This is a genomic window from Tabrizicola flagellatus (genome assembly GCF_046295235.1).
GTDB lineage: Bacteria > Pseudomonadota > Alphaproteobacteria > Rhodobacterales > Rhodobacteraceae > Tabrizicola > Tabrizicola flagellata_A.
Genome location: NZ_JBKBLV010000006.1, coordinates 37,518 through 62,887, shown reverse-complemented (window position 1 = coordinate 62,887; position 25,370 = coordinate 37,518). Strand labels below are relative to the sequence as shown.

27 protein-coding genes, 1 tRNA gene and 1 pseudogene are annotated in these 25,370 nt (G+C 68.0%); 17 read left to right on the top strand and 12 right to left on the bottom strand.

From position 1 onward, the window contains the following. Nucleotides 1–20 precede the first annotated feature (20 nt). A complete protein-coding gene (gene bmt, locus ACK4IU_RS03830; protein WP_409731845.1) occupies nucleotides 21–1,034 on the top strand; it encodes a betaine--homocysteine S-methyltransferase in 1,014 nt (337 codons plus the stop codon). Nucleotides 1,035–1,091: 57 nt separating this feature from the next. On the opposite strand, the gene ACK4IU_RS03825 is transcribed toward bmt, so the two are convergent. Together ACK4IU_RS03825 and ACK4IU_RS03820 are read right to left on the bottom strand one after the other, a co-directional pair. Beyond that, nucleotides 1,092–2,177, bottom strand: a complete 1,086-nt coding sequence (locus ACK4IU_RS03825; protein ID WP_409731843.1) for a PA0069 family radical SAM protein — start codon at nucleotides 2,175–2,177, stop codon at nucleotides 1,092–1,094. Nucleotides 2,178–2,251: 74 nt separating this feature from the next. Then, on the bottom strand, nucleotides 2,252–2,767 hold the full coding sequence (locus tag ACK4IU_RS03820; protein WP_409731841.1) for a hypothetical protein: 516 nt from the start codon (nucleotides 2,765–2,767) through the stop codon (nucleotides 2,252–2,254). 164 nt (nucleotides 2,768–2,931) lie between these two features. Here ACK4IU_RS03820 and ACK4IU_RS03815 point away from each other — a divergent pair, with 164 nt between their 5' ends. The 3 genes from ACK4IU_RS03815 (at nucleotide 2,932) to ACK4IU_RS03805 (ending at nucleotide 4,530) form a co-directional block, all read left to right on the top strand. Further along, a complete protein-coding gene (locus ACK4IU_RS03815; protein WP_409731838.1) occupies nucleotides 2,932–3,630 on the top strand; it encodes a corrinoid protein in 699 nt (232 codons plus the stop codon). A 99-nt stretch (nucleotides 3,631–3,729) separates the two neighbouring features. Then, a complete protein-coding gene (locus ACK4IU_RS03810) occupies nucleotides 3,730–3,888 on the top strand; it encodes a hypothetical protein (protein ID WP_200833939.1) in 159 nt (52 codons plus the stop codon). 9 nt (nucleotides 3,889–3,897) lie between these two features. Next, nucleotides 3,898–4,530: a DUF1638 domain-containing protein gene (locus ACK4IU_RS03805; protein ID WP_409731836.1), complete on the top strand. Its 633-nt coding sequence runs from the start codon at nucleotides 3,898–3,900 to the stop codon at nucleotides 4,528–4,530. On the opposite strand, the gene ACK4IU_RS03800 is transcribed toward ACK4IU_RS03805, so the two are convergent. The 7 genes from ACK4IU_RS03800 to ACK4IU_RS03770 all read right to left on the bottom strand — a co-directional run bounded on the left by ACK4IU_RS03800 (nucleotide 4,527) and on the right by ACK4IU_RS03770 (nucleotide 9,754). Beyond that, on the bottom strand, nucleotides 4,527–4,913 hold the full coding sequence (locus ACK4IU_RS03800) for an AAA+ family ATPase (protein WP_235019390.1): 387 nt from the start codon (nucleotides 4,911–4,913) through the stop codon (nucleotides 4,527–4,529). The two genes, ACK4IU_RS03805 and ACK4IU_RS03800, sit on opposite strands and share 4 nt — an antisense overlap. Before the next feature lie 36 nt (nucleotides 4,914–4,949). Further along, the gene (locus ACK4IU_RS03795; RefSeq protein WP_409731834.1) at nucleotides 4,950–5,999 is read right to left on the bottom strand and encodes an endonuclease/exonuclease/phosphatase family protein; all 1,050 of its coding nucleotides are present in this window, start codon (nucleotides 5,997–5,999) and stop codon (nucleotides 4,950–4,952) included. Further along, nucleotides 5,996–6,709, bottom strand: coding sequence for a TerB family tellurite resistance protein (locus ACK4IU_RS03790; RefSeq protein WP_409731832.1), 714 nt, complete (start codon nucleotides 6,707–6,709; stop codon nucleotides 5,996–5,998). Before ACK4IU_RS03790 ends, ACK4IU_RS03795 begins: the two co-directional genes overlap by 4 nt. 31 nt (nucleotides 6,710–6,740) lie before the next feature. Next, nucleotides 6,741–7,226, bottom strand: coding sequence for an N-acetyltransferase family protein (locus ACK4IU_RS03785; RefSeq protein WP_409731830.1), 486 nt, complete (start codon nucleotides 7,224–7,226; stop codon nucleotides 6,741–6,743). Next, nucleotides 7,223–7,834, bottom strand: a complete 612-nt coding sequence (locus ACK4IU_RS03780) for a VOC family protein (RefSeq protein WP_409731924.1) — start codon at nucleotides 7,832–7,834, stop codon at nucleotides 7,223–7,225. The genes ACK4IU_RS03785 and ACK4IU_RS03780 overlap by 4 nt, the downstream gene beginning before the upstream one ends. Further along, the gene (locus ACK4IU_RS03775) at nucleotides 7,834–9,402 is read right to left on the bottom strand and encodes a Ppx/GppA family phosphatase (RefSeq protein ID WP_409731828.1); all 1,569 of its coding nucleotides are present in this window, start codon (nucleotides 9,400–9,402) and stop codon (nucleotides 7,834–7,836) included. Before ACK4IU_RS03775 ends, ACK4IU_RS03780 begins: the two co-directional genes overlap by 1 nt. A gap of 133 nt (nucleotides 9,403–9,535) precedes the next feature. Beyond that, nucleotides 9,536–9,754: a DUF6324 family protein gene (locus ACK4IU_RS03770; protein WP_409731826.1), complete on the bottom strand. Its 219-nt coding sequence runs from the start codon at nucleotides 9,752–9,754 to the stop codon at nucleotides 9,536–9,538. Between the two features lie 135 nt (nucleotides 9,755–9,889). On the opposite strand from ACK4IU_RS03770, the gene ACK4IU_RS03765 reads away from it, so the two are divergent. From ACK4IU_RS03765 to ACK4IU_RS03750, 4 genes are all read left to right on the top strand, one after another. Continuing rightward, nucleotides 9,890–9,966: transfer RNA gene (locus tag ACK4IU_RS03765), tRNA-His, on the top strand. A gap of 253 nt (nucleotides 9,967–10,219) precedes the next feature. Beyond that, the gene (locus tag ACK4IU_RS03760; protein WP_409731824.1) at nucleotides 10,220–11,848 is read left to right on the top strand and encodes an alpha/beta hydrolase; all 1,629 of its coding nucleotides are present in this window, start codon (nucleotides 10,220–10,222) and stop codon (nucleotides 11,846–11,848) included. A 136-nt stretch (nucleotides 11,849–11,984) separates the two neighbouring features. Continuing rightward, complete coding sequence (locus tag ACK4IU_RS03755) at nucleotides 11,985–13,004, top strand: GlxA family transcriptional regulator (protein ID WP_409731822.1); 1,020 nt, start codon at nucleotides 11,985–11,987, stop codon at nucleotides 13,002–13,004. Nucleotides 13,005–13,075: 71 nt separating this feature from the next. After that, nucleotides 13,076–15,376, top strand: coding sequence for a Tex family protein (locus ACK4IU_RS03750; RefSeq protein WP_409731820.1), 2,301 nt, complete (start codon nucleotides 13,076–13,078; stop codon nucleotides 15,374–15,376). Here ACK4IU_RS03750 and ACK4IU_RS03745 read toward each other — a convergent pair. After that, nucleotides 15,373–16,179 carry an arylamine N-acetyltransferase family protein gene (locus ACK4IU_RS03745; RefSeq protein ID WP_409731818.1) on the bottom strand — a complete coding sequence of 269 codons (807 nt, stop codon included), beginning with the start codon at nucleotides 16,177–16,179 and terminating at the stop codon, nucleotides 15,373–15,375. The two genes, ACK4IU_RS03750 and ACK4IU_RS03745, sit on opposite strands and share 4 nt — an antisense overlap. Before the next feature lie 103 nt (nucleotides 16,180–16,282). Between ACK4IU_RS03745 and ACK4IU_RS03740 the strand changes: the two genes are divergently transcribed. Further along, nucleotides 16,283–17,110 (top strand): LysR family transcriptional regulator, encoded by an 828-nt coding sequence (locus ACK4IU_RS03740; RefSeq protein WP_409731816.1) that lies wholly within the window; start codon nucleotides 16,283–16,285, stop codon nucleotides 17,108–17,110. Between the two features lie 18 nt (nucleotides 17,111–17,128). On the opposite strand, the gene tldD is transcribed toward ACK4IU_RS03740, so the two are convergent. Then, nucleotides 17,129–18,550, bottom strand: a complete 1,422-nt coding sequence (gene tldD / locus ACK4IU_RS03735) for a metalloprotease TldD (RefSeq protein WP_409731814.1) — start codon at nucleotides 18,548–18,550, stop codon at nucleotides 17,129–17,131. Nucleotides 18,551–18,601: 51 nt separating this feature from the next. Further along, nucleotides 18,602–19,417 carry an alpha/beta hydrolase gene (locus tag ACK4IU_RS03730; RefSeq protein ID WP_409731812.1) on the bottom strand — a complete coding sequence of 272 codons (816 nt, stop codon included), beginning with the start codon at nucleotides 19,415–19,417 and terminating at the stop codon, nucleotides 18,602–18,604. Nucleotides 19,418–19,586: 169 nt separating this feature from the next. On the opposite strand from ACK4IU_RS03730, the pseudogene coxB reads away from it, so the two are divergent. The 8 genes and pseudogenes from coxB to thrC all read left to right on the top strand — a co-directional run. Next, nucleotides 19,587–20,360: pseudogene (coxB, locus tag ACK4IU_RS03725) on the top strand (cytochrome c oxidase subunit II); the annotation flags it as partial. Between the two features lie 46 nt (nucleotides 20,361–20,406). Further along, nucleotides 20,407–20,523, top strand: coding sequence for an SWIM zinc finger family protein (locus tag ACK4IU_RS03720; protein WP_409731810.1), 117 nt, complete (start codon nucleotides 20,407–20,409; stop codon nucleotides 20,521–20,523). A 48-nt stretch (nucleotides 20,524–20,571) separates the two neighbouring features. Then, a complete protein-coding gene (cyoE, locus tag ACK4IU_RS03715; RefSeq protein ID WP_409731808.1) occupies nucleotides 20,572–21,516 on the top strand; it encodes a heme o synthase in 945 nt (314 codons plus the stop codon). Between the two features lies 1 nt (nucleotide 21,517). After that, complete coding sequence (locus ACK4IU_RS03710) at nucleotides 21,518–21,712, top strand: hypothetical protein (RefSeq protein ID WP_409731806.1); 195 nt, start codon at nucleotides 21,518–21,520, stop codon at nucleotides 21,710–21,712. Beyond that, nucleotides 21,709–22,302 (top strand): cytochrome c oxidase assembly protein, encoded by a 594-nt coding sequence (locus ACK4IU_RS03705; protein WP_409731804.1) that lies wholly within the window; start codon nucleotides 21,709–21,711, stop codon nucleotides 22,300–22,302. The genes ACK4IU_RS03710 and ACK4IU_RS03705 overlap by 4 nt, the downstream gene beginning before the upstream one ends. Before the next feature lie 24 nt (nucleotides 22,303–22,326). Continuing rightward, a complete protein-coding gene (locus ACK4IU_RS03700; protein ID WP_149588839.1) occupies nucleotides 22,327–23,130 on the top strand; it encodes a cytochrome c oxidase subunit 3 in 804 nt (267 codons plus the stop codon). A gap of 66 nt (nucleotides 23,131–23,196) precedes the next feature. Further along, a complete protein-coding gene (locus ACK4IU_RS03695; RefSeq protein WP_409731802.1) occupies nucleotides 23,197–23,865 on the top strand; it encodes an SURF1 family protein in 669 nt (222 codons plus the stop codon). Between the two features lie 11 nt (nucleotides 23,866–23,876). Beyond that, a complete protein-coding gene (thrC, locus tag ACK4IU_RS03690) occupies nucleotides 23,877–25,265 on the top strand; it encodes a threonine synthase (protein ID WP_409731800.1) in 1,389 nt (462 codons plus the stop codon). The last annotated feature ends 105 nt before the right edge of the window (nucleotides 25,266–25,370 follow it).

Below are 25,370 nucleotides of genomic sequence, written 5' to 3'. Positions count from 1 at the left end.
GAGCCTTGAAGGAATCTGACATGACCGACGCCCTGACCCGGATGCTTGCCTCGCGTGACTGGCTGATGGCTGACGGGGCCACGGGGACCAACCTGTTCAACATGGGACTGTCCTCGGGCGAGCCGCCGGAAATGTGGAACGTCGAGAAGCCCCAGAACATCCGCAAGCTTTACGGCGATGCGGTGGCGGCGGGGTCGGACCTGTTCCTGACCAACACCTTCGGCGGCAATGCGGCGCGGCTGAAGCTGCACAATGCGCAAGGCCGCGTGCGCGAGCTGAACCGGGTGGGCGCCGAGATCGGCCGCGAGATTGCCGACAAGGCCGGGCGGACGGTGATCGTCGCGGGGTCGATGGGCCCGACGGGCGAGATCTTCGAGCCGATGGGCACGCTGACGCACGAACTGGCGGTGGAAATCTTCCACGAACAGGCCGAGGCGCTGAAGGAAGGCGGAGTGGATGTGCTGTGGGTCGAGACGATCTCGGCCCCCGAGGAATATCGTGCGGCAGCGGATGCGGCGTTGCGCGCCGACATGCCCTGGTGCGGCACCATGAGCTTTGACACCGCGGGGCGGACGATGATGGGCGTGACCTCGGCGGCACTGGCCGAAATGGTCGAACGCCTGATCAACCCGCCGATCGCCTTCGGCGCGAACTGCGGCGTCGGCGCATCTGACCTGCTGCGGACCGTTCTGGGGTTTGCCGCGACCGGGACGGAACGGCCGATCATCGCAAAGGGCAATGCCGGCATCCCGAAGTATCACGACGGGCATATCCATTATGACGGCACGCCCGAACTGATGGCGGAATATGCCGTGATGGCGCGCGACGCGGGGGTGCGGATCATCGGCGGCTGCTGCGGCACCATGCCCGAACACCTGCGCGCGATGCGCGTGGCGCTGGAAAGCCGGCCCAGGGGCAACCGCCCGACGCTGGAAGCGATCCAGGCGAAGCTGGGCCCCTTCTCTTCGGCCTCGGACGGAACGGGCGACGATGCGGGTGCCGGCCGGCGCGAGCGGCGCGGCCGGCGGGGCTGAGACAGGGGGACCGGGGCGCGAATCTTTTCGAAAAGATTCGTGCCGCGGCCGAAACGGTCAGAACAACGTCAACTGGTCGCCCGTCCGTGCCGGCGGCTGGAACAGGTCGCAGCGCAGGGCGGGCAGGCCCTCGTCCAGACCCAGGCGCCTGCGCGCAAGCTCGGCGCGGCGGTGGATCAGGTCGGCCCAGAGCCCCTGGCCGCGCATGCGGGTGCCGAATTCCGGGTCGTAGTCGCGCCCGCCGTGCAGCTCGCGCACCCGGCCCATGACGCGGGAGGCGCGGTCTGGGAAGGTTGCTTCCAGCCAGTCGCGGAACAGGCCCGCCACCTCCAGCGGCAGGCGCAGGGGGATGGAATTGGCGAAACGCGCGCCCGCGTCGCGGCCGGCCTGCATCACCGATTCCAGTTCGTGATCTGTCAGCGCCGGGATCAGCGGCGAAACCTGGATACGCACCGGCACCCCGGCCTCTGCCAGGCGGCGGATGATCTGCAACCGCCGTCGTGGCGCGGGGGCACGGGGTTCCATCCGCCGGGCGAGGTCCGCATCCAGCGTGGTGACCGAGATCGAGACTGCGGCCAGCCCCTGAGCGGCCATCGGCGCGATCAGGTCGATGTCGCGTTCGATGGTGGTGCCGCGGGTGGTGATCCAGACCGGGTGGCGGAAGGCGGCCAGGACCCGGAGCACCTCGCGCATGATGCCGAGGTCGCGTTCGACGGGCTGGTAGGGGTCGGTGTTGGTGCCGATGGCGATGGGCGCGACCTTGTAGGCGGGGCGGCGGAGTTCGCGGTCCAGAACCTCGGCAATGCCGGGGCGGGCGATCAGGCGGGTCTCGAAGTCCAGTCCGGGCGAGAGGTTCAGGAAGGCGTGGCTGGGCCGGGCATAGCAGTAGATGCAGCCGTGTTCGCAGCCCCGGTAGGGGTTGATCGAACGGTCGAAGGGCAGATCCGGCGAGCGGTTGAAGGTCAGCGCGGAGCGTGGCCGTTCCTGCCGCACCTCGGTTTCGACAAGGCGGTCCTCCTCGGCCAGGTCCCAGCCGTCGTCGAAGGCCACGCGCGCGGTCGCCTCGAACCGGCCGCTGGCATTGCTGTCCGCCCCCCGCGCGCGGAGGCGTTGGCCAGGCAGGATGGAGGAGGGGCCGCTCATGCCGCGAGGTTAGAACAAAATGCAAACACCGCCAAGCACGGATTGCCGGCAGATCGCCGTTCAGGATCCGGGGCTCAGGAGACCAGCGGAAAGCAGAGGCCTTCGTCGTCGATCCCGGCGATGACGAAGTCATAGGCGATGAGCAACCTGTCGCCATCGTGGATGCCCAGGACATAGCGGCCCTCGGGAAGGGACTTTCCGGGCATCGGCAGGCGGCCGACCTCGATATAGCCCGTCTGCGAAACGGCGAAGTCCCAGGTGCTGAGATCCTGGTTCGGTCCCTTGATGGTGATGGTCAGGGTTGTTCCGGGGCCGTAGCCGGGAAGCTTGACGCGGAGTCCGAACCCAAGGCCGATGGCCGGCACCAGGATGTCGCCTTCGGTCACGAAGTCGAAGCCGCTGAAGTTGTGGTCGATCGTCCCGGTCTCGGTTCCCGGAGCCGGCAGCAGTTCGTCGGGCTTGCGGTCGCAGTGACCGCCTGCGAAGATCGACAGCGGCAGGAGCGTCCGGTCCACGATCCGGGCCTGGGCCGGGATGGCGCAAATCCCCAGCGCGATGCAAGCGACAGACAGGCAGAACGCGCGCAGCATCGCAACCTCTTGCTGGAACAGGACCCTTGTAGCAGAAGCGTATCAGACGCGCCATATTCGCGCTTGCTGTCGGCTTTCATCCCGGGCATGTCGTTTGCCGAATAGTGACCGGGCCGCTTTGCGACCATCACCACACCAGACCCTTTCGCCTTGGAGCACCCGCAATGGCCGACGATGACGAGATCATCCTGTCCGAACTTTCGGACGACGAGCTTGTGCTGCAGATGCACGACGACCTCTACGACGGTCTGAAGGAAGAGATCGAAGAAGGCGTCAACATCCTGATCGAGCGCGGCTGGGCGCCCTACGACGTGCTGACCAAGGCGCTGGTCGCCGGCATGACCATCGTCGGGGCCGACTTCCGCGACGGCATCCTGTTCGTGCCCGAGGTTCTGCTGGCCGCCAACGCGATGAAGGCGGGGATGGCGATCCTGAAGCCCTTGCTGGCCGAGACCGGCGCGCCGCGCATGGGCAAGATGGTGATCGGCACGGTGAAGGGCGACATCCACGACATCGGCAAGAACCTGGTCGCGATGATGATGGAGGGCGCGGGCTTCGAGGTGGTGGACCTCGGCATCAACAACGCCGTCGAGAAATACATCGAGGCGCTGGAAAAGGAACAGCCCGACATCCTTGGCATGTCGGCGCTGCTGACCACGACCATGCCGTACATGAAGGTCGTGATCGACACGATGAAGGAAAAGGGCCTGCGCGACGATTACATCGTTCTGGTCGGCGGCGCCCCGCTGAACGAGGAATTCGGCAAGGCGATCGGTGCCGACGCCTATTGCCGGGATGCGGCGGTGGCGGTGGAAACCGCCAAGCAGTTCGTCTCGCGCAAGCACAACCAGCTGAACGGCTGACCTCTGCGCCACAGGCCCGTGACGACACGGGCCTGTGACGAGCGAGGGCCTTGCAAGCGGGCCGGCGCGGGCGCAGATTGAGAGTCAGGGAGACGGACCATGCCCTTGACGCATTTCCTTGGACTGATCGCGCTGGTGATCTTGGCCGCCGGGCTGACGCTGTGGCTGGCGGTCTGGTCGGGCATCCCTCTCGCGGCCCTTCTGTTCGCCACGCTGTCCGCCAGCCTGATCCTGACCTGGACCCGGGTCGGGCGCTGAGCGCCGGCGATGGATGACACCACCCTGTCCGAAACCGGTCTTGCCCCCGCGCGTCAGGGCAGCATCCTCTTGATCGCCTGCGGCGCGCTGGCGCACGAGATCCTGGCCCTGAAGGCGGCGAACGGCTGGTCGCACATGGACCTGCACTGCCTGCCGGCCAAGCTGCATCTCTGGCCCGACCGGATCGTCCCGGCGGTCAAGGTGGCGGTCGAGAAGGCGCGGGGGGACTACGAGACGATTTTCGTCGTCTATGCCGATTGCGGCACCGGGGGGCTTCTGAAGGCAGCCTGTGACAGGCTGGGGGTCGAGATGGTGGAAGGTCCGCATTGCTATGCCTTCTTCGAGGGTAACGCCGCCTTCGCCGCCCGAGCCGAGGAAGAGTTCGACGCCTTCTACCTGACCGATTTCCTGGTGCGGCAGTTCGATGCTTTCGTCTGGAAGCCGATGGGCCTGGATCGCCACCCCGAGCTGCGCGACATGTATTTCGGCAACTACCGCAAGCTGGTCTATCAGGCACAACTGGATGATCCCGCGCTGGACGCGAAGGCTGCGGACTGCGCACGGCGGTTGGGGCTGGACTACGAACGCCGCTTCACCGGCTATGGCGATCTTGCGACGACGCTTGCGCGGGTGGCCGGCTAAAGCTCGATCTCGCCGTTCGGGCCGGGCTGGGGGTCGAGCGGCGGCAGTTTCGGCACCAGGGGCACGTTGCGCCGGATCAGGATGTCGCCGTTCGGCAGCATCACCGGCGCGTCGTAGTTCTTGATGTCGTCGATCAGCGCGATCAGCTGGCGCAGCTTCGGCCCCAGTTCGGCGCCAAGACCCTGAAGCGCCGGGCCCGCCTCTTCCAGCGCCTTGCCCATCTCGTCCAGGGCGGGCTGCATCTCGGTCATCATGCCGCGCAGGACCAGCTTCATGCCCTCTTCCATCAGGCTGAAGCCCTCCTCCGTCGCCTTGGGCGCGGCGGGCGGCTCCTCGGCCAGGACCGGGGCGGCGGCAAGACAAAGGGCAAGCGCGAGTCTCATGCGGGGAATATGGGCATCGCGCGGCCGCATTTCAAATCACAACTGGGGAAAGTCGATCGTCACCGGGAAATGGTCGGAGGCTTGCAGCAAGGCCTCGCGCAGTTCGGGGATCTCCATGATCCGGGGGTCGTTGAACGGGTGCCAGATGCGCCATTCGGGGCCCTTCGTCGCAAGGTCGGGCGAGACCATGATGAAGTCGAGGAGCGCCTCGAAGTAACGCTTCTGCGGCGCGAGGTAGAAGCGCGCCGTGGTGGGGGCGAAGCCGACGCGGCTTTGCAGCGCCATGGCGGCATGGGGATCGGTCAGGGTCAGCGCCGGGTCGGACGAGGTGCCGAGCACGATTTCGACCCCGGAATGGCCGAAGAGCTTCTCGAATTCGTCGATGCCGGGGCCGTCATTGAAATCACCAAGCACGATCAGGCTGTCGCCGGTCTTCAGATGGGCATCTACGCGCTGCCGGATCCATAGGCATTGCGCCAGCTGCTTGCGGCGGTTCTCGATCGACAGCCGCAGCTGCGCCTCGCGCCCGACCGCCCCGTGCGAATTCTTCGACTTGGCATGCACCCCGATCAGCCGCAGCTTCGTGCCGCTCGCGGTGGTGACGGCCAGTTCCAGCGGCGGTTTGGAAAAGCGGATCGCCTCGGTCACGTTGTCGGTGTCGAGGTCGTAGCGGAAGGTGGTGTCGAAGCGGGGTGCGTCCTGCGAGCCGTAGGTGGTGGAGGGCTCGCCCACGGGATCATGTCGCGCGGTCAGCCGGTCGGGGTCGTAGAGGAAGGCGATTTCCTGTTCTGTGTCCGAGGGAAAGCCGATCATCGCCTTTCGCGCGCGCAGGCCGGTGGCGCGGGCGAAGGTCTCCAGCGCCCTGACGGTGGAGCGCCGGCCGTTGGTGTCGGGCGCTTCGATGATGACGATCCCGTCGGCGTCGAGCGCGGTGAACACGATTCCCAGCGCGCCCAGCTGTTCGGCCCGGGTCACATGGTAGCGCGCCGAGGGTTCGCGGTCCTCCAGCATCCTGCCCGCGTCGTCGAACAGCGCGTTGAACCATTCGACATTGTAGGTCGCAAGGCGCAGGGGACGGGCGGTCATGCCGCCTCTTTGGCCGAGATCTTGCGCCAGGCCTCGTTGATGAGCTGAAGCCGGCGTTCGGCCAGCTTCATCGCCTCGGGCGGAACGCCCCGGGATTGCAGGACATCGGGGTGGGTATCGCGGACCAGATCGCGCCAGGCCTTGCGAGCCTGCTCCTTTGAGGCATCGCGCGGCAGGCCCAGCACGTCATAGGGATCGCGCGGCGCGCCTTCCACCAGCCGCGAGCGGACGATGCGGAAGCAGCGCTCGTCAAGGCCGAACTCCTCGGCGACATGGGTCAGGAAGGCGTCCTCGCCGGGATGGTAGCTGCCGTCGGCGATGGCGATCTGGAACAAGGCCTCGAGGATGTCGACCAGCACATGATGGTCGTCGGCGCAGATGCGGTGGCCGTCCGGGTTGAACAGGCGGGCGATCTTGCGGGCATAGGCATCGAAGCCCGCCACGTCCTGCCGGGCCAGGTTGAACACGCGGGCGGCGTGTTCCTCTTCGCCTTCGGGGAAGGTGAAGATGCGGCGGAAGGCGGTGACCTCGTCGCGGGTCACGGTGCCGTCGGCCTTGGCCATCTTGGCGCCAAGCGCGAGGACGGCGATGGTGAAGCCGACGGACTGTTCCGGCGCCGGCGCGCTGCGCAGGCGGTCGAAGACCACGGACAAGGGCTCGCCCTTGGCCAGGGCGGCGAGGGCCTCGGTGATGCGGGTCCAGATCGACATGGGCCGACCATATCCCGCGCCGGTGCCTTTGTCAGAGGAATTTCTGCATCAGCACAAGGTCGAGGAAGCGGCCGAACTTGTGGCCCGCCTCGGGAACGGTGGCGATCACGCGATAGCCCATCCGGGCGTGGAAGGCCTGGCCGTCCGGGTTCTCGCCTGAGACGCCGGCGATCATCTGGTGCGCACCGCGGGTGCGGGCGTGATCCTCGATGGCCGTCAGCAGGGTGCGGCCCGTGCCCTTGCCGCGGCAGTCCGGTTGAAGCGAGATCGAGTGTTCCATGCAGGTCCGGTAGCCCGCGCCGCCGCGAAACTGGCCATAGCTCGCCTGGCCGATCAGGCGCCCCGCATCCTCGGCGACCAGGAAGGCCTGGTCGCCCGCCGCCTTGTCGGCGATCATGGCGCGGATGTCGGCCTCCGTCCTGGGGACGGGGTTGAAGGTGACGGCGCTGTGGAGGATCCAGTGATTGAGCAGCGCCGCGAGGGCGGGGGCGTCCTCGGCCCGGGCGGGGCGGATCATGTCAGGACGCGGAGGCCGTTCGGGGTGGAGAAGGTCGCGCGCAGGCCCGGGTAGGGGCCGCGCTCGACCACGACGCGGGGATCGGACAGGCCGGCCAGCGCGGCGTGCAGGGCGTCGGCTTCGGGGTGGGTGATCTCCAGCCCGGTCAGGCGGATGCCGTGGTCGCGCAACGTGCGCGCGGGGTGCAGGTCGCCCTGCCACTGGATCAGCGCGGGGTGGCAGTCGTCAAAGGGAAGCCGGCCCGAAGCCGGCACGGCAAAGCGCCAGCGGTAGTCGCCGCGTTGCAGGTCCGTCGCGGTGCCGGTCCCGGGCGGGGCCATGGCCAGGGCTGCGTCGAGGTCGTCGCTGCGGCAGATCCAGTTGGTCAGGCGCGGCGGGCCGCGAAAGCGATCGAGGTCGAACCAGCGCGGATGGCCGGGTTTCGGCGCGGCCGGGTCGATGGCGATGACCTCGAGGTAGAGATCGCCCAGCGAAAGAAGCCGGTTGTGCGTGCCCATGTGCGGATGCTTGCCGCCCCCGGCCGGCGGGATGCCAAGCGCCTGCTCGACCCAGGCCGCGCCTTCCTCGAGCGAGGCGGCCGACACGGCGAGGTGATCCAGCGCCAGCATCATTCCGCGTCCCTCAGTTCGACCTTGGCCTGCGCCTTCAGTGCCAGGGCCAGCGCGGCAAAGCGGGCCTGCGCGACCTCGCCGAAGAGGCTGACGCCGTCCTCGGTCAGCGCGAGGGTCAGCACGCGCTTCTTCGGATTCCAGCGCAGGGCACCCGCCTTGGACGGGTCCCCGATCGAGAACATGGCCCCGAAGCGCATCGCCTTGCCAAGCGCCTCGGCCTCCTGGATGTCGGTTTCCGACAGCAGGCGGAAGAGGGGTTCCATCCGGCTGCCGGCCCGGCTGTTCTTGTAGCGGTGGAGAAGCGCGAGACCCAGGAACACCCGGCCGGGATGGTCGAGCCCGCCGAGGTTGGCGCGGGTGGCATTGTCGAAGCAGGCTTCGGCCCGGTAGTCGGGGTGCGCGCGCCAGGTGGTGTCGTGCAAGAGGCAGGCGGCCTTGATCAGCCGCAGCCGTTCCGGGGTCGCGCCCTTGAACAGGGGTTCGAGGAAGGCGAAGAGCTTCTTGCCGAAGCCGGGGATGCGGGCCTGGGTCAATTCGGTGATCCGCGCCGCCTCGATCAGCGGGTCGCGGGCGCGGAGACGTTCCGGCATCTGTTCGAAAAGCAGCCCCTCGCGGATGCCGTAGGCCGAGACGTCGATTTCCGAGGGCTTCAGCAGGCGGATGATCTCGCGCAGGACCTCGCAGGCGAGGGGGACGAGTTCCATCCGTTCGGCGCTGGTGCCGGTGCGGCCGCGCAGCGCGGCAAGATCTGTGGTCGCCAGCCAGTCGAGCGTGGCCAGAAGGCCGTCCGGGGTCATGCGGTATTCGTGCAGGACGGTCAGCGGGTAGTTGCGGCGTTCCATGTCAAGCCGTGCGATGACGCGCCAGCTGCCACCGACAAGGTAGATGCGGTCGCCGCTGGGTTTCAGATCCTTGCTCGCGGCCTCGAGGATCGCGTCGATATGCGCCTTCCGCTTCTTCGCGTCACCCGAAACCTGTTGCAGCCGGAACGGGCCAAGGGGGGTCGAGACCCGCTTGCCGACCTTGCCGTCGCCGATCCGGGCCAGTTCCATCGAGTTGCCGCCGATGTCGCAGACGATCCCCCTGGCGTCGGGCCAGCCCAGAAGCACGCCCTGCGCCGACAGCCGCGCCTCCTCGGCCCCGTCGATGACGTGGAGCCTGAGGCCGGTCTCGCGCAGGACTTCGGCCTGGAATTCGGGGCCGTCCTCGGCCTCGCGCGTGGCTGCGGTGGCGACCACGGTGAAGGGCGAGATGTCCATGCCCTTCGCCAGAAGGGCGAAGCGCTTCAACGCGGCCAGTGCCCGTTTCTTGCCCTCGGGATGCAGCCGCCCGGTCTGGGCGAGACCCTTGCCCAGACCGCACATGATCTTCTCGTTGTAGAAATAGGCCGGGCTGCGTGCCGCACCGTCGAAGACGACCATACGGACCGAGTTCGAGCCGACATCCACGACACCGACCCGCGACAGGGCGCGGGCGGACGGATCATCGAAGAGCGGCTTGCCAAAGGGCCCCCAGTCGCCCGCGTCTTCTTCGTCAGTGTCGAGGGCGGGTCCGTCTGCGGCCATGGAAGAATCCTCCGGGTCGTGCGTCGGCATGGTGGCGGGGCGACGGGATGCGGTCAACCGGCCGGGAGCCGCAAAACTCTTCGAAGAGTTTTGCAAATTCCTTCGAAGGTCTTTGGCCTTCCCGCGCGCCGGCCTAGCGCTTCTTCGGCTTTGACGTCGGCCGGTCGCCGATGGCCCGGGCCGCCTCGGCCGCGGCGCGCAGTTCCTCGGCGATTTCCTCGGCCTCCTCGGGGTCGAAGTCGAGCGGCAGGTCGATACCGCCCTCGGCCTCGATGTAGATGCGGACCATGCCCGCGTCAGTGGGGCCGATCTGCAGGTTGGCTGCGATGTCGCTGGGGGAATTGATGCCCATGGGAATGCTCCGGCTTTGCCGGACGGGTAGCGGCAGGCGCCGCGGGGTGCAAGGAAAACCTTGCGCGGCCCGCTTCGGGGGGAAAGGATTCGCGCTTGCATTCGGGGGTCGGCGGGGCTAAATCGCGCCGCGAGTGCCGCCTTAGCTCAGTTGGTTAGAGCACCAGATTGTGGATCTGGGGGTCCCCCGTTCGAGCCGGGGAGGCGGTACCATCGAACTCCGAGCTGTGATCGGGAAGGCCTGCCCGGCAATGAAGCAGGCACATGCGGGTATCCGTCGGCTCGACCACGAGTGCCCCCCCCGCGCTGCGCTTGCCAAGCGTCGATGACCCCCCATTATTGCTTTGCCGGACGTCTTATACCTGTCTAGTTGTAATCAGGCGTCCGAATAATCCGAGGTGACCGCTTGTCGGAAGGCGACCGCAAATCCGGGAATCGCAGGCCCTCGGTTGGATTGGGTGCGTGGATGTTCCGGCGGGCCAGCGTCGGTGGACTGGTTGCGGGCGCCGTTCTGGCCTGCCTGTCGTTGACGCCCTCCATGGTGCCGCGCCAGCCGGAATTGCAGGGCGTTCTGTCCGGCGTCGTGTTCGCCTTTGGCTACGGGGTCTGGTCCATGCTGCGCGGCGTGACCGGCTGGCTCTGGGCCGGATATCCCGTATGGCAGGTTCCCGGTTGGCTTCCCCGTGCAACCCTTGCGGCCAGCGCCGCCGTTTCGATCTGGTGCCTCTGGCGCAGTGTCGTCTGGCAGAATTCGATCCGCAGTCTGTGGGGCCTTCCCGATGTCGACTCGGTCGCGCCGTTCACGGTGGCCGGCATTGCGGCTGCGGTCTTTGTGATTCTCCTGATGGTCGCGCGGGTTCTCGCCGTCGTGTTCCGGCGCTGGAGCCGGAAGGGCACGCGCTATCTGCCGCCGAGGCTGGCCAACCTTTTCGGTCTGGCGGTCGCTTTCGCGCTGCTCGCCGCGCTGGTGGACGGGGTCCTGTTCCGCTCGGTGCTGCGCGGCGCCGACCGGTCGGCGCAGATTGCCGACGCGCTTATTCCCCCGGATGTCAGCCCGCCCGACGATCCGCTCAAGTCCGGCAGCGCGGCCTCGCTGGTGGCGTGGGAGGATCTGGGGCGCTGGGGGCGAAGCTTTGTCACGTCCGGGCCGGGTGAGAAGGAGATTGCCGCATTCTGGAACGCCCCGGCAAGGCCGCCGATCCGGGTCTATGTCGGTCTCAACGCGGCCGAAACGGCAGAGGAGCGTGCGGCCTTGGCCATGGCTGAACTGGAGCGCGTCGGTGGGTTCGAGCGCGCGGTGCTGGTGATTGCGATGCCCACCGGGTCCGGCTGGCTGGATCCCGGCGCCATGGACACTCTGGACTACATCACGCGGGGCGATGTCGCCACGGTGGCGGTCCAGTACAGCTATCTGCCAAGTCCGGTGTCGGTTGCGGTCGATCCGACGCATGGCATCGCCGAGGCGCAGGCGCTGTTCGATCTGGTCTACCGGCGCTGGACGGCCATGCCGAAGGACAGGCGCCCCCGGCTCTACCTGCACGGGCTGAGCCTTGGAGCCTTCCTGTCGCAGGAAACCCTACCGCTTCTCGATGTGCTGGGCGACATGCCGAACGGAGCCATGTGGGCCGGATCGCCGTTTCTGAGCGATTTCTGGCGCATGGTGGTCGATCGCCGGCAGGACGGTAGCCCGGCATGGCGGCCGCAGTTCGGCAACGGATCCCTGATCCGGGCCGATAACCAGGACGCCAGATTCGCGTCCGCGACGGCCGACTGGGGGCCGATGCGGCTGGTGTTCCTGCAATACGGCAGCGATCCCATCGTGTTCTTCGACTGGTCGCTTGCCTGGCGGCGGCCGGACTGGCTTGGCGCCACCCGCGCGCCGGATGTGTCTCCGATGATGCGATGGGTGCCCGTCGTCACCATGCTGCAGGTAGGGGTCGACATGGCGGTCGCGGTCGGCACTCTGGGATACGGGCACGACTACGCCGCGCGGCACTACATTCCCGCCTGGGCCGCCGCCCTGAACCCGGACGGCTGGAACGCCGAGACGGAAGCCCGGCTGATCGCCCATCTGCGGGATCTCAGGCCGCGCTAGGCGCGGGCGCGCCGGCCGGTCGGAGTGCCGCGGCAGGATAACTGCCGCAACCGCCTCATGCTTGCGGGAATTGACAGGGTGCGGTCCCCGGCGCAGAAGCGGAGATGTAGCAGTTCCCCGCACAGGGTTGTTCCCCGTGACCCGCTCTGCCCCCGACCGATCCTTCGCCCAGGCCCGTGCGGTCATCCCGCGCGGGGTGGCGCATGTGCGGCTGGAAGGGCCGGTGGTCACCCGCGACTTCGCCTTCCTCGTCCTGCCGCGCTTTACCCTACTGGCCTTCAGCTCTGCCATCGAACCCCTGCGCATCGCCAACCAGCTGACGCAGCAGCCGCTCTACCGCTACCGTCTGGTCAGTATGGACGCGGCGCCGGTCGAAAGTTCCTCGGGCGTGCGGGTCGAGGTGGATCAGGGGCTGGAGCCGCTGGGCCGCGAGACCACGGCGATCGTCTGTTCGGGCACCGATGCAAGCGATGCGGCGGACAAGCGCGTGCTGGCCTGGCTGCGCGATCATGCCCGGCGCGGCGGGGGGCTGGGCGCGGTCTGCACCGGGGCCTACACGCTGGCGCGCGCGGGGCTGCTGGGCGAGGACGCGCCGGCGGTCCACTGGGAAAACCGCCCGGCCTTCCGCGAGCTGTTCGATGTCGAGCCGCTGGAGCAAATCTACGTCATCGGGCGCAGGCATTTCTCCTGCGCGGGCGGCGAGGCGGGGGTGGACCTGATGCTGGCGCTGATCGCGCGCGACCACGGGCAGAAGCTGGCCGATGCCGTGGCCGAGATGTGCCTGCACTCGCGCCGCCGCGAGGCGAACACCACGCAGAAGAGGGTCTATCCCGCGCCAATGCTGGCCCGCCATCCCGCCGTGGCCCGGGTGATCGCGGCGATGCAGGCGAACATCGCCACGCCGCTTGACCGCGACGAACTGGCCAGCGTCTTCGGCCGCTCGCCCCGGCACCTGGAGCGGATCTTCCAGCAGGTGGTGCAGGAGACGCCGAAAGGCTATTATCTCGGCTTGCGTCTCCAGGAGGCGCGCGACCTGTTGTCCGACACCACCATGTCGATCCTAGAGGTGGCGCTGGCCACCGGGTTCAATTCGCGGTCCAGCTTTTCCAAGGCCTTCCGCAAGCGGTTTGGGCACAGCCCGGCGCGGGCGCGCTGAGGTACAGGCCCGGGCTTCACCCCGGCGGACGGCGCGGCTAATGTGCCCGCCCCTGACCGAAGAGGAATCGCATGAGCCCGACCCGCATCCCCAGCCTGATCGCCGCCGAGATCGGGGCCACGTCCCCGCAGGTGATTGCCGCGGTCGAGCTTCTGGACGGCGGCGCCACGGTCCCCTTCATCGCGCGCTACCGCAAGGAGGTGACCGGGGGCCTCGACGACAGCCAGCTGCGCCGGCTGGAGGAACGTCTGGGCTATCTGCGAGAACTGGAGGCGCGGCGGGCGGCGATTGCCGAGTCCATCGCCGGACAGGGCAAGATGACCGACGACCTGGCCCGCGCCATCGCCGGGGCGGCGACCAAGGCCGAGCTCGAGGACATCTACCTTCCTTTCAAGCCCAAGCGCCGCACCAAGGCGATGATCGCCCGCGAGGCGGGGTTGCAGGGACTGCTGGATGCGATCCTCGCCGACCGGACTGCCGATCCGGTGGCGCTGGCGGCGGGGTTCCTGTCCGAGGGCTTTCCCGACGCAAAGGCGGCGCTGGAGGGCGCGCGCGACATCCTGGCGGAAGGGCTGGCCGAGGATGCTACCCTGCTGGGCCGGCTCCGCGATCACATGCGCAAGGTGGGCAAGCTGTCGGCGAAGGTCGTAGCGGGGAAAGAGGCCGCAGGTGCCAAGTTCGCCGACTACTTCGCACATTCCGAGGACTTCTCACGCGTGCCGAGCCATCGGGCGCTGGCCATGTTCCGGGGCCGCAACGAAGAGGTTCTGACGCTGGACCTCGATGTGGATGCCGACAGCCCGCGCGGCGAAAGCCCGGCGGAACGGGCTTGCGCGGCTGCGGTGGGGGCCTCGGGGCAGGGCGCAGGCGACAAATGGCTGCGCGAAGCGGCGGCCTGGGCCTGGCGGGTGAAGATCCGCACCTCGCTGACGCTGGACCTGATGGCCGAACTGCGCGAGGCGGCAGAGGCCGAGGCGATCCGGGTCTTTGCCCGCAATCTCAAGGACCTGCTTCTGGCGGCCCCTGCCGGAGGCAAGGCGACGATGGGCCTCGATCCCGGCATCCGCACCGGGGTCAAGGTCGCGGTGGTCGATGCCACCGGCAAGCTGGTGGCGACGGATACGGTCTACCCCTTCCAGCCGAAGCTCGATGTGAAGGGCGCGCAGATGACGCTTGCCCGGCTGATCGGGCAGCACGGGGTGAAGCTCATAGCCATTGGCAACGGCACCGCCAGCCGCGAGACGGAAAAGCTTGTGGCCGACCTTCTGGCGCTCTTGCCGGCGGGAGCCGAGAAGCCGGTCAAGGTCGTGGTCTCCGAGGCCGGCGCCTCGGTCTATTCGGCCTCTGAACTCGCCGCGCGCGAGTTTCCAGATCTGGACGTGTCCCTGCGCGGCGCGGTCTCGATTGCCCGACGCTTGCAGGACCCGCTGGCGGAACTGGTGAAGATCGAACCCAAGGCCATCGGCGTCGGCCAATACCAGCACGACGTGGACCAGCACCGGCTGGCGAAGTCGCTGGACGCGGTGGTCGAGGACGCGGTGAACGCGGTGGGGGTGGATCTGAACACGGCTTCCGCCCCCCTTCTGGCCCGGGTTTCGGGCGTGGGGCCTGGGCTGGCCGAGGCCATCGTCGCGCACCGCGACCAGAACGGGCCGTTCGCCACGCGGAAGGACCTGTTGAAGGTCGCGCGGCTGGGGCCGAAGGCTTTCGAGCAGGCCGCGGGCTTCCTGCGGATCACCGGGGGAAAGGAGCCACTCGATGCTTCCTCCGTCCACCCGGAAGCCTATGACGTGGCGCGCAAGATCGTCGCGGCCTGCGGGCGCGATATCCGCAGCCTGATGGGCGACGGCGCCGCGCTCAAGAAGCTGAACCCGGCGGCCTTCGTGGACGAACGATTCGGTCTGCCGACGGTGAAGGACATCCTGGCCGAACTGGAAAAGCCGGGCCGCGACCCCCGGCCCAGTTTCAGGACGGCGACCTTCACCGAAGGTGTCAACGAGATCACCGACCTGAAACCTGGGATGGTGCTGGAAGGCACCGTTACCAACGTCGCTGCCTTCGGGGCCTTCGTGGACATCGGTGTCCACCAGGACGGGCTGGTACACGTCAGCCAGCTGTCCGACAGCTTCGTGAAGGATCCGCATGCGGTGGTGAAGGCGGGCGATGTGGTACGCGTCCGCGTGGTCGAGGTCGATGTGCCGCGCAAGCGGATCGGCCTGTCGATGAAATCGGACGGCGGCGCCTCGGCCCGCGACCAGTCGCGCGAGCGTGGCCCGGCCCCGGCCAAGCCCGCGCGGGGGCCGATGCAGGCCGGGCCGCAAGGCGGGGGCAATGCCTTTGCCGAGGCGCTGAAGGGCAAGTTCGGACGCTAGGCCTCGGCGGGCTCGGGCAGCGTGACCAGCCGGTCCCAGAGCGCGCGCATCTGGTCGGGCGCATCGGGCAGGGCGAAGGTCCGGGTCAGGACCTGGCGGAAATCCTCGTAGCCCTCGATCCGGCGCGTGCCGTCGCCCTGGGTCAGGCGCAGGTTCATCAGCCCGGCCCGCGCGCCATCGGCGATGCGGAACAGCATCAGGTTGGCCGGGAATGGCGAGCGGTCCGACAGGGCGCAGATCCGGTTGGCGGCCTCGATCTCTCCCCTGGCCGGTGGCTGGCGGTCGAAGCCGTATAGGGCGAACCAACCGGAATCGGTCTCGCGTTCCAGCACCCATTCGCCCGAGCCGGGTTCGGGGCGGAGGCGGAAGGCGCCAAGCGCGGTTTCTACCCGTTCGGACCGGTGCAGCCGCAGGGGTTGGTCGGGACCGGGGCCGCCAAAGCCGGTGTCGGCCAGGTAATCCTCCCCGTCCAGCCGCACGAGCCAGGCCAGATGCGCCCGCGGCCCGCCGACCGGGGCACCCATGCGCACCCGGCCGAGGATCGGCTGCGCCGTGTAGCCAAGCGCCGCCAGCCCCGCCCCGAACAGCGCGTTGAGTTCGAGGCAGTAGCCGCCGCGACGGTCGAGCACCAGCTTCCGCCACAGCGCATCCGGCGCAAGGTCGGGCAGGCGGCCGAGGAAGGGGTCGGTGTTCTCGAAGGGAATGGCGGCCATCTGCGCGCGTTGCAGGGCGGCCAGGGCGGCAAGGCCCGGGGCCCCGGCACGGTGGCCGATGCGGGAGAGATAAGCGTCAAGGTCGAACATGTCGGGCTCCGTGGATTGGACGGCGGCGGGATGCCGGATTGACGGTCACGGGTCCATCCGCGATAGTGCAGGGGGCCATCCGTTTTCGCATGGCTTGGCCGCGATGTCCGACCCCGACTGGAACCAGGCGCGCTGGGTGCTGGCCGTGCACGAGGCCGGCAGCCTGTCGGCGGCGGCGCGGGTGTTGGGGGTCAGCCAGTCCACCATGTCGCGCCGGATCGCGGCGGTGCAGGCCGGGGGGCGGCCGGTGTTCGGCCCCGACGGTGGCCTCACCCCGCGCGGCGCGGCGCTGGTGGCCGCCGCCCGCCAGATGGCCCGCGCCTTCGCCCGGACCGAGGCGCTGCCCGCGCCCTTGCGTATCGCCAGCTGCGAGGTGACGGCGCGGCTGTTCCTGGCCGATGCCCTGCCGGAATGGTCCGCGGCGCGGGGCCAGCCGGCAGACCATTCGGTGCATGACGATCTCTTCAGCCTGCCGCGGTCGAGCTATGACGTGCTGGTCTCACCCTTCGAGACCCCGCCCGAAGGCACGGCGGGAGAGCGGATCGGCCAGCTGGACTGTGCGCTTTTCGCCGCGCCGGACTATCTGCGCCGGCACCCGGTTGCCGGGACCCTGGCCGGGCATCGGGTGATCGTGGCCTCGGGCTCGCTGGCGCGGGTGCCGACCTATGCCTGGCTTGCGGCGCAGGGCGGGACGCTGGCGCTGATGTCCTCAAGCCCGCTGGCGATGCTGGAGGCCTGCGCGCGCGGGCAGGGGGTGGCGCTGTTGCCGGAACGGCTGGCGGACGGGCGGGTGCGGCGGCTGGATCTGCCGGTGCCCGAGGCGACGCCGGTCTGGCTGCTGGCCGACCGGGACGAGGCGAGCCATCCGCGCATCGCCCCGTTCCTGCGCTGGGCAAGGGTCCATTTCCGCAAGGCGCGGCAGGTGGCCTGAGCGGGTCGTCCCTGCCGGTCAGGCCGCCGCGCCGCCGACCGTGAGGCCCTGGATCAGCAGCGTCGGCTGGCCCACGCCCACCGGCACCCATTGCCCGGCCTTGCCGCAGTTGCCGATGCCCGGATCGAGTTGCAGGTCGTTGCCGATGGCGCGGATGCCCTTCAGCGCGGTCGCCCCGTCCCCGATAAGCGTCGCGCCCTTCACCGCCTCGCCCACCACGCCGTTGCGCACCCGGTAGGCCTCGGTGCAGCTGAACACGAACTTGCCGGAGGTGATGTCCACCTGCCCGCCGCCGAAGCCCACGGCATAGATGCCGTCCTTCAGGCTGGCGACGATGCCTGCCGGATCGTCCTGGCCGGCCAGCATGTAGGTGTTGGTCATCCGCGGCATCGGGATATGCGCGAAACTTTCGCGCCGGCCGTTGCCGGTGGGCGCCACCCCCATCAGCCGGGCGTTCTGCCGGTCTTGCATGTAGCCCACCAGAACCCCGTCCTCGATCAGCACGTTGCGCCCCGAGGGCGTGCCCTCGTCGTCGATGGTGATCGAGCCGCGTCGGTCGGGGATCGTTCCGTCATCCAGGACAGTCACCCCCTTCGAGGCGATCTGTTTCCCCATCAGCCCGGAAAACGCCGAGGTTTCCTTGCGGTTGAAGTCGCCTTCCAGACCATGCCCGATGGCCTCGTGCAGAAGGATTCCGGGCCAGCCGGGGCCGAGCACCACATCCATCACCCCCGCCGGGGCCTCGACCGCGCCGAGGTTGACACGCGCGATGCGCAGGGCTTCCTCGATCATCGGCTTCCAGGTCTCGGGCGCCATCAGCTGCGCCAGGCCGTGCCGCCCGCCCTTGCCCATGCCGCCGGTCTCGCGCCGGCCGTTCTCTTCCAGGATGACGCTGACGTTCAGCCGCGCCATCGGGCGGATGTCGGCCAGACGGGTTCCCTCGGGGCGCAGGATCTCGACCTCCTGCAGGCTGGCGGACAGGGTGGCGGAGACCTGCACCACGCGGGGGTCGAGGCTGCGGGCATGGGCGTCGATCTCGCGCAAGAGCTCGATCTTGACCGGGAAGGTCGCCTCGGCCATCGGATCCTCGGCGCGGTAGAGCCGGGTGTTGGTGCCGCGCGGCGGAGCGGCCAGGGTGCCGCCGCCCGACCCCACGGCGAGGCGCGCGGTTTCCGATGCGCGGCGCAGCGCGGTCTCGCTGATCTCGGTCGAATGGGCATAGCCCGCGACCTCGCCGCGCACGGCGCGCAGGCCGAAGCCCTGCGAGGCGTCATAGGTCGCCTGGCGGATGCGACCGTCATCCAGAACGATGGTTTCCGCCCGGCGGCGTTCCAGGAACAGTTCGCCATCGTCCGCGCCCGCGGTCGCCGCGCGGAGGGTGGCGAGGGCGGCTCCCTCGTCGAGATGGGTGTCGAAGGGACGGAAGGGGGCGTCGGTCATCGGGGGCCTCGTGCGCTGAGGCCCCAGAGATGGGCCGACGCGCGGGCAGGGTCAAGGACCGATGGTCCGGGCGATGAAGTCGGCCTCGATCTCCCAGGTGGCGGGGGAGAACAGCGCGTCGTGCCCGACGGGACCGAGCGAGCGGAAGGTCCTGGGTTCCGCCGCAAGGTCGTAGAGGCGGCGGCCGTGCCCGATGGGGATGACGCTGTCCGCTTCGCCGTGCAGGATGAGAAGCGGCGCGCCGATCGCCGCGATGTGGTCGCGGGCGCGGAACTGGTCCTTCATCAGCAGGCCCACGGGCAGCCAGGGATATGCGGCGCGGGCGATATCCACGGCAGCGGAATAGGGCGCCTCCAGGATCACCGCACCGACCGGCTTCCGCGCGGCCAGCATCACCGCCGGACCGGTGCCGAGGGATTCTCCGACGATGACGATACGGTCGGGCGCCACCCCGAGCCCGCGCAGGTGGTCGTAGGCTGTCTGCGCATCGGTCAAGAGCCCCGCCTCGGACGGCCGCCCGCCCGACCCGCCATAGCCGCGCCAGGACAGGAAGGCCGCGCCGAGGCCCCGGTCGCGGTAGAACTCCATCCGGTCGGCGCGGTCGGCGATCTCGCCCGCGTTGCCATGCAGGAAGAGGATCACCGGTGCCGGCCGATCGGGCAGGGAAAGCCACAGGACGAGGCGCACGCCATCCGGGGCGGCCAGCGTGACGCGATCTACCCCGGCCAGGCCAAGCGCCGCGGGCGCGGGGTCGCGGTGGGTCGGAAAATACTGGAGATCGCGCTGGAAGGCGTAGATCCCCGTCAGGGCCGCGCCGTAGAGGACGCCGAAGGTCATCAGCGTCAGTTTGAAGATGCCCAGCATCATGCGATCCAGTCCTGTCAAGTGACCGTGGGCGAAGTTATGTCGCAACGGTTTTGCTTGTCGCGGGCACACTAATATGGTTTGAGGACCAAAGGGAACCAACGGGATTCTGGCCTTGACGCCGGGATCCGTCAAAGCGGCGGCAAGCCGCGACGTGAACGGGATAAGCGACATGCGTCTTTCGACTGTGACGAACGGGATTGCCGCCGCAGCCATCGCCATGCTGGCGGCTGGATCGGCCCTTGCCCAGCAGGCGCTGGAAATCATCGGCCAGCCCGAACCGGGTGGGATGGGCTTCCAGCCTTCGGTGACAGAGGTCAAGCACGACCTTGTCTGGCTGGACACGATGATCCTCTACATCATCACCGCCATCGTGATCTTCGTGACCGCGCTTCTGCTTTACACGATCGTCCGCTTCAACCGGCGTGCCAATCCGACGCCCGCCCGCTTCACCCACAATACGCCGCTGGAAGTGGCATGGACGCTGATCCCGATCGTGATCCTGGTGTTCATAGGCGCCTTCTCGCTGCCGATCCTGTTCAAGCAGCAGGAAATTCCGGTGGGCGAAGTCACGATCAAGGCCACCGGCAACCAGTGGTACTGGTCCTATGAATATGTCGACGAGGACATCGCCTTCGACAGCTACATGATCGGCTCGCCCGCGACCGGCGGCACCAACATGCTGACCCCCGAGGTCGAGGCGCAGCTTCAGGCGGCCGGCTACACGAAGGAGCAGTTCCTGCTGGCGACGGACACCGCCGTCGTGGTTCCGGTGAACAAGGTCGTCGTGGTCCAGGTCACCGCCTCGGACGTGATCCATTCGTGGAAGGTTCCGGCCTTCGGCGTGATGCAGGACGCGGTCCCGGGACGGACCGCCGGCCTGTGGTTCAAGGCCGAGAAGGAAGGCATCTATTTCGGCCAGTGCTCGGAAATCTGCGGGCAGATGCACGCCTACATGCCGATTACCGTGAAGGTCGTCTCCGAGGCCGCCTATGCCGAGTGGCTCGCCAAGGCCAAGGCAGGCGACGTGCAGCTGTCCTCGGTGGCAGCACCGGCGCCGGTTCAGGTCGCGTCGAACGACTGACCGCGCGAGGGGTGCCAGCGAGTGACGGGGCCGGGCGTTCGCCTGGCCTTCCCTCTGCAAGGATAGGACCGGAATGAGCGATACCGCAGCATATCAGGGCGCAAACGCCACCCCATACGAGCCTGGGTTCGGCGATTATGTGCTGCTTCTGAAGCCGCGCGTCATGTCACTGGTGGTGTTCACCGCGCTGGTGGGCCTGCTGGTCGCGCCGGTGTCGCTGCATCCGGTCGAGGCCTTTGCGGCGATCCTGTTCATCGCGCTGGGGGCAGGGGCCAGCGGCGCGCTGAACATGTGGTGGGACGCCGACATCGACGCGGTGATGAAGCGCACCGCGCGCCGGCCGGTGCCCGCTGGCCGCGTCCAGGCCGGCGAGGCGCTGGCGGTGGGCCTGGCACTCTCGGGGATCAGCGTGGTGATGCTGGGGCTGGCCACCAACCTGATGGCCGCGGCACTTCTGGCCTTCACCATCTTCTTCTATGCCGTGGTCTATTCGATGTGGCTCAAGCGGTCGACGCCACAGAACATCGTGATCGGGGGCGCCGCCGGGGCCTTCCCGCCGATGATCGGCTGGGTCTGCGCCACGGGCAGCATCTCGCTCGAGGCCTGCCTGATGTTCGGCCTGATCTTCATGTGGACGCCGCCGCATTTCTGGGCGCTGGCGCTGTTCATGAAGGAGGATTACCACAGGGCCGGCGTGCCGATGCTGACCGTGACCCATGGCCGCAAGGCGACCAGGGTGCATGTGCTGGTCTATACGCTTCTTCTGGTTCCTGTCGCGATCTGGGCCGCACTGACCTCGATCGGGGGGCCGCTGACGCTGGCGGTGGCGGTGGTGCTGAACGCCTGGTTCGTGGTCGGGGCCTTCCGCATCTGGCGGCGTGACGAGACCATGGCCGAGGCGGACAACTATACCGTGGAGAAGGCCTTCTTCCGGTTTTCGCTCCTGTATCTCTTCCTGCATTTCGCGACCTTCCTCGCGGAAGCGGCGCTGAAATCCGCGGGCGTCGGGGGCTGGTGAGATGACATTCCGTCCCGAACACGAACTGCACAGGCGCCGCTTCAGCCGCAACCTCGGCCTCGGCCTGACGCTGGCGGCCTTCGTGGCGCTGGTCTTCGCGCTGACCGTCGTGAAGGTAAAGCGTGGCGAACCCATGCAGGGCTACGATCATACCTATTCGCCGGCGCTGCTGCCGAAAGAGGAGGCGAAGCCATGATCTTCCCGCGTCTTCAGGGCAAGAACCGGACGGCGGCGCAGCTGGTGCTGGTCGCGCTGACCATGCTGGGCCTGTCCTTCGCGGCGGTGCCGTTCTACGACTGGTTCTGCCGGGTGACGGGCTACGGCGGCACGCCCGCGGTGGCCGAGGTCGCTCCGGACCGGATCCTCGACCAGACAGTGAAGATCCGCTTCGACGCTTCGCTGGAACAGGGCATGCCCTGGGTGTTCAAGCCGGTCGTGCGGTCGATGGACATCCGCATCGGCGAGACCGGCCTGGCCTTCTACGAGGCGCACAATCCGACCGACCGCCCGATCGCCGGCACCGCCAGCTTCAACGTCTATCCCGACACGACCGGGGGCTATTTCACCAAGATCGCCTGCTTCTGCTTCACCGAGCAGGTGCTGCAACCGGGAGAGACCGTGCAGATGCCGGTAACCTTCTTCGTCGATCCCGCGATGATGGATGACCCGGACGCCCGGTTTGTGCGCGAGATCACGCTGAGCTATACCTTCCACGAAACACCGCTGCCCGAGGATCAGGCGGCGCTGCAACAACCCGCTGCGGCCGACGCAACCGCAGTGAACTGAGAAAAGACAAGAGGGAAACCGGCCATGGCCCATGCCAAGAACCACGACTACCACGTCCTGCCACCGTCGATCTGGCCGCTGTTCGGCGCAGTCGCCGGGTTCGTGATGCTGTTCGGCGCGGTCCTCTGGATGCACGGCTCGGGGCCCTGGATGGGACTGATCGGGTTCGCCGGCGTGCTTTACGTCATGTACGCCTGGTGGTCGGACGTGGTGCATGAAAGCCAGGCCGGCGATCACACTCCGGTGGTCCGCATCGGGCTGCGCTACGGGTTCATCCTGTTCATCATGTCCGAAGTGATGTTCTTCGCGGCGTGGTTCTGGACCTTCTTCAAGCACCGTCTCTATCCGATGGGGCCGGACAGCCCAGCGGTGGACGGTGTCTGGCCGCCCGCCGGGATCGAGACCTTCGACCCCTGGCACCTGCCCTTCATCAACACGCTGATCCTTCTCCTGTCGGGCTGCGCCGCGACCTGGGCGCACCATGCACTCGTGCACGAGAACAACCGCAAGGACCTGGTCAATGGCCTGATCATCGCCATCGCTCTGGGTGTGATCTTCACCATCATGCAGGCCTACGAATACAGCCACGCCGCCTTCGGCTTCGCCGGCAACATCTACGGCGCCTCGTTCTTCATGGCGACGGGCTTCCACGGTTTCCACGTCATCATCGGGACGATCTTCCTGACCGTCTGCCTTATCCGCGCGCTCAAGGGGCATTTCACCCCTGAAAAGCACGTCGGCTTCGAGGCCGCCGCCTGGTACTGGCACTTCGTGGACGTGGTCTGGCTGTTCCTGTTCGCCGCTGTCTACGTCTGGGGCCAGGGCTGACCCTTCCGGTCTGATCTACCATCAGCGCGGGCCTTCGGGCCTGCGCTTTCCATTCCGGGGTACGCCATGCGCCGTTACGTCTTTCCGGTCCTGATGGGCGTCGTCGGGGTGGCGATCCTGATGAGCCTCGGCTTCTGGCAGCTGCGCCGAATGGAGGAGAAGCGGATCTACCTGGACGAGATCGAGGCGCGGATCTCGAACGCCCCGATCCCGTTGCCTGCCCGGCCCGAGGAGGGGCAGCACAAGTTTCAGGCCGTGGTGGCGGAGGGGCGGTTCACCGGCGAGTTTATCGAGGTGCTGGCGGGCCAGAAGGGCGCAAGTCCGGGCGTGATGGTGATTGAGGCCTTTGCGCTGCCCGACGGGCGCCGGATCATGGTCCAGCGCGGTTTCGTCGCGGAGGAGGCGCGGAAGGTTCCGCGGTCTCCGCACGAGGCGCAGGTTGAGGGCAACCTGCACTGGCCGGACGACACCAATGCCTTCACGCCGCCGCCGGACCAGAAGACTGGCCTCTGGTTCGCCCGCGACGTGCCGGCGATGGCCGCGAAGCTGAAGACGGAACCGACACTTATTGTCGCAAGCCAGCCGACCGGTGACGGGATCGTGCCGATGCCGGTCGATACGTCGGGTATACCCAACGACCACTGGGGCTATGCGATCCAGTGGTTCCTGCTGGCGGCGACCTGGGCGGGGATGACAGGTTTCCTCCTCTGGCGTATCAGGACGCGGAAGGTTTGAAGGCGATGGCGATGAACTACGTTTCCACCCGCGGCGCGGCCCCGGTCCTTGGCTTCGGCGAGGCGATGATGACGGGCCTTGCCCGCGACGGCGGGCTTTATGTGCCCGAGACCGTGCCGGTGATGCAGAAGGCCGAGATCGCCGCGCTGGCAGGGGCGCCGTACGAGGAGGTCGCGTTCAAGGTGATGCGGCCCTACCTGGGCGGGTTCTTTTCGGACGACGAGTTCCAGGGCCTGATCGCCAAGGCCTATCAGGGCTTCCACCACGCCGCCCGTGCGCCGATGGTGCAGCTCGGGTCGAACCATTTCCTGCTGGAGCTGTTCCACGGGCCGACGCTCGCCTTCAAGGACTTCGCCATGCAGCTCATCGGCCAGATGATGCAGGCAGCGCTGGCGCGGACCGGGTCGCGGATCACCATCGTCGGCGCGACCTCGGGCGACACCGGGTCGGCGGCGATGGAGGCGTTCCGGGGGTTGGCGAATGTGGATGTGTTCATCCTGTTCCCGCATGGCCGGGTCAGCGAGGTGCAGCGGCGGCAGATGACCACTCCGTCCGAGGCGAACGTGCATGCGCTGGCCATCGACGGTGATTTCGACGACGCGCAGGCCCGCGTGAAGGACATGTTCAACGATTTCGCCTTCCGCGACGGAGTGCGGCTGGCGGGGGTGAACAGCATCAACTGGGCCCGCGTGCTGGCGCAGGTGGTCTATTACTTCTACGCCGCAACCGCCCTGGGTGCGCCTCATCGCGCGGTCAGCTTCACCGTGCCGACCGGCAATTTCGGCGACATCTTCGCGGGCTACATCGCCAAGCGCATGGGGCTGCCGATCGACAGGCTGGTGATCGCGACGAACCAGAACGACATTCTGGACCGGGCGCTGCGGACGGGGGACTACCGGACCAACGGCGTGAAGCCCTCGATCAGCCCGTCGATGGACATTCAGGTGTCGAGTAACTTCGAGCGGGTCCTGTTCGACGCCTATGGCCGCGACGGGGCGGCGGTGGCGGCGCTGATGGACGAGATGAAGACGGGCGGCTTCACGATCAGCCAGGGGGCCATCGACTTCCTGCGCGCGACCTTCGCCTCGGGCCGCTGCGACGAGGACGAGACGCTGGCGGTGATCGCGCGGCACTATCGGACGACGGGGGAACTCCTCTGCCCGCATTCCGCCGTGGGGGTGAAGGTGGCCGAAGAGCATATCGGCGCGGAGCCCATGGTGACGCTCGCCACCGCGCATCCGGCGAAGTTCCCCGATGCGGTGGAACGCGCGACCGGGGTGCGTCCCGGGCTGCCGCCACATATGGCCGATCTTTTCGACCGGCCGGAACGTGTCACGCGGGTTCCGAACGACCTGGGCACCATCCAGGCGCTGGTGCGCGAAAGGATCGCTCGTCGATGACTTCGTCACTCCTCGCTGCGGCGGATTTCTCCGACGAGGAGACGAAGTCGAACGAGGAGGGCTCCGGAGCGCCCCTTTTCCATCGCGCGTCGGGGTTGTATCACC

Coding starts and splice junctions, on each gene's coding strand:
- ACK4IU_RS03825 (WP_409731843.1), bottom strand. CDS start 2,177: ATGAGCGGCCCCTCCTCCATCCTGCCTGGCCAACGCCTCCGCGCGCGG.
- ACK4IU_RS03705 (WP_409731804.1), top strand. CDS start 21,709: ATGATCTTCCCGCGTCTTCAGGGCAAGAACCGGACGGCGGCGCAGCTG.
- ACK4IU_RS03700 (WP_149588839.1), top strand. CDS start 22,327: ATGGCCCATGCCAAGAACCACGACTACCACGTCCTGCCACCGTCGATC.
- ACK4IU_RS03730 (WP_409731812.1), bottom strand. CDS start 19,417: ATGATGCTGGGCATCTTCAAACTGACGCTGATGACCTTCGGCGTCCTC.
- ACK4IU_RS03785 (WP_409731830.1), bottom strand. CDS start 7,226: ATGATCCGCCCCGCCCGGGCCGAGGACGCCCCCGCCCTCGCGGCGCTG.
- ACK4IU_RS03750 (WP_409731820.1), top strand. CDS start 13,076: ATGAGCCCGACCCGCATCCCCAGCCTGATCGCCGCCGAGATCGGGGCC.
- ACK4IU_RS03775 (WP_409731828.1), bottom strand. CDS start 9,402: ATGGCCGCAGACGGACCCGCCCTCGACACTGACGAAGAAGACGCGGGC.
- cyoE (WP_409731808.1), top strand. CDS start 20,572: ATGAGCGATACCGCAGCATATCAGGGCGCAAACGCCACCCCATACGAG.
- ACK4IU_RS03780 (WP_409731924.1), bottom strand. CDS start 7,834: ATGCTGGCGCTGGATCACCTCGCCGTGTCGGCCGCCTCGCTCGAGGAA.
- ACK4IU_RS03740 (WP_409731816.1), top strand. CDS start 16,283: ATGTCCGACCCCGACTGGAACCAGGCGCGCTGGGTGCTGGCCGTGCAC.
- ACK4IU_RS03805 (WP_409731836.1), top strand. CDS start 3,898: ATGGATGACACCACCCTGTCCGAAACCGGTCTTGCCCCCGCGCGTCAG.
- ACK4IU_RS03745 (WP_409731818.1), bottom strand. CDS start 16,179: ATGTTCGACCTTGACGCTTATCTCTCCCGCATCGGCCACCGTGCCGGG.
- ACK4IU_RS03795 (WP_409731834.1), bottom strand. CDS start 5,999: ATGACCGCCCGTCCCCTGCGCCTTGCGACCTACAATGTCGAATGGTTC.
- ACK4IU_RS03790 (WP_409731832.1), bottom strand. CDS start 6,709: ATGTCGATCTGGACCCGCATCACCGAGGCCCTCGCCGCCCTGGCCAAG.
- ACK4IU_RS03710 (WP_409731806.1), top strand. CDS start 21,518: ATGACATTCCGTCCCGAACACGAACTGCACAGGCGCCGCTTCAGCCGC.
- bmt (WP_409731845.1), top strand. CDS start 21: ATGACCGACGCCCTGACCCGGATGCTTGCCTCGCGTGACTGGCTGATG.
- ACK4IU_RS03820 (WP_409731841.1), bottom strand. CDS start 2,767: ATGCTGCGCGCGTTCTGCCTGTCTGTCGCTTGCATCGCGCTGGGGATT.
- tldD (WP_409731814.1), bottom strand. CDS start 18,550: ATGACCGACGCCCCCTTCCGTCCCTTCGACACCCATCTCGACGAGGGA.
- ACK4IU_RS03720 (WP_409731810.1), top strand. CDS start 20,407: ATGCCGAGTGGCTCGCCAAGGCCAAGGCAGGCGACGTGCAGCTGTCCT.
- ACK4IU_RS03810 (WP_200833939.1), top strand. CDS start 3,730: ATGCCCTTGACGCATTTCCTTGGACTGATCGCGCTGGTGATCTTGGCC.
- ACK4IU_RS03695 (WP_409731802.1), top strand. CDS start 23,197: ATGCGCCGTTACGTCTTTCCGGTCCTGATGGGCGTCGTCGGGGTGGCG.
- thrC (WP_409731800.1), top strand. CDS start 23,877: ATGAACTACGTTTCCACCCGCGGCGCGGCCCCGGTCCTTGGCTTCGGC.
- ACK4IU_RS03800 (WP_235019390.1), bottom strand. CDS start 4,913: ATGAGACTCGCGCTTGCCCTTTGTCTTGCCGCCGCCCCGGTCCTGGCC.
- ACK4IU_RS03760 (WP_409731824.1), top strand. CDS start 10,220: ATGTTCCGGCGGGCCAGCGTCGGTGGACTGGTTGCGGGCGCCGTTCTG.
- ACK4IU_RS03815 (WP_409731838.1), top strand. CDS start 2,932: ATGGCCGACGATGACGAGATCATCCTGTCCGAACTTTCGGACGACGAG.
- ACK4IU_RS03770 (WP_409731826.1), bottom strand. CDS start 9,754: ATGGGCATCAATTCCCCCAGCGACATCGCAGCCAACCTGCAGATCGGC.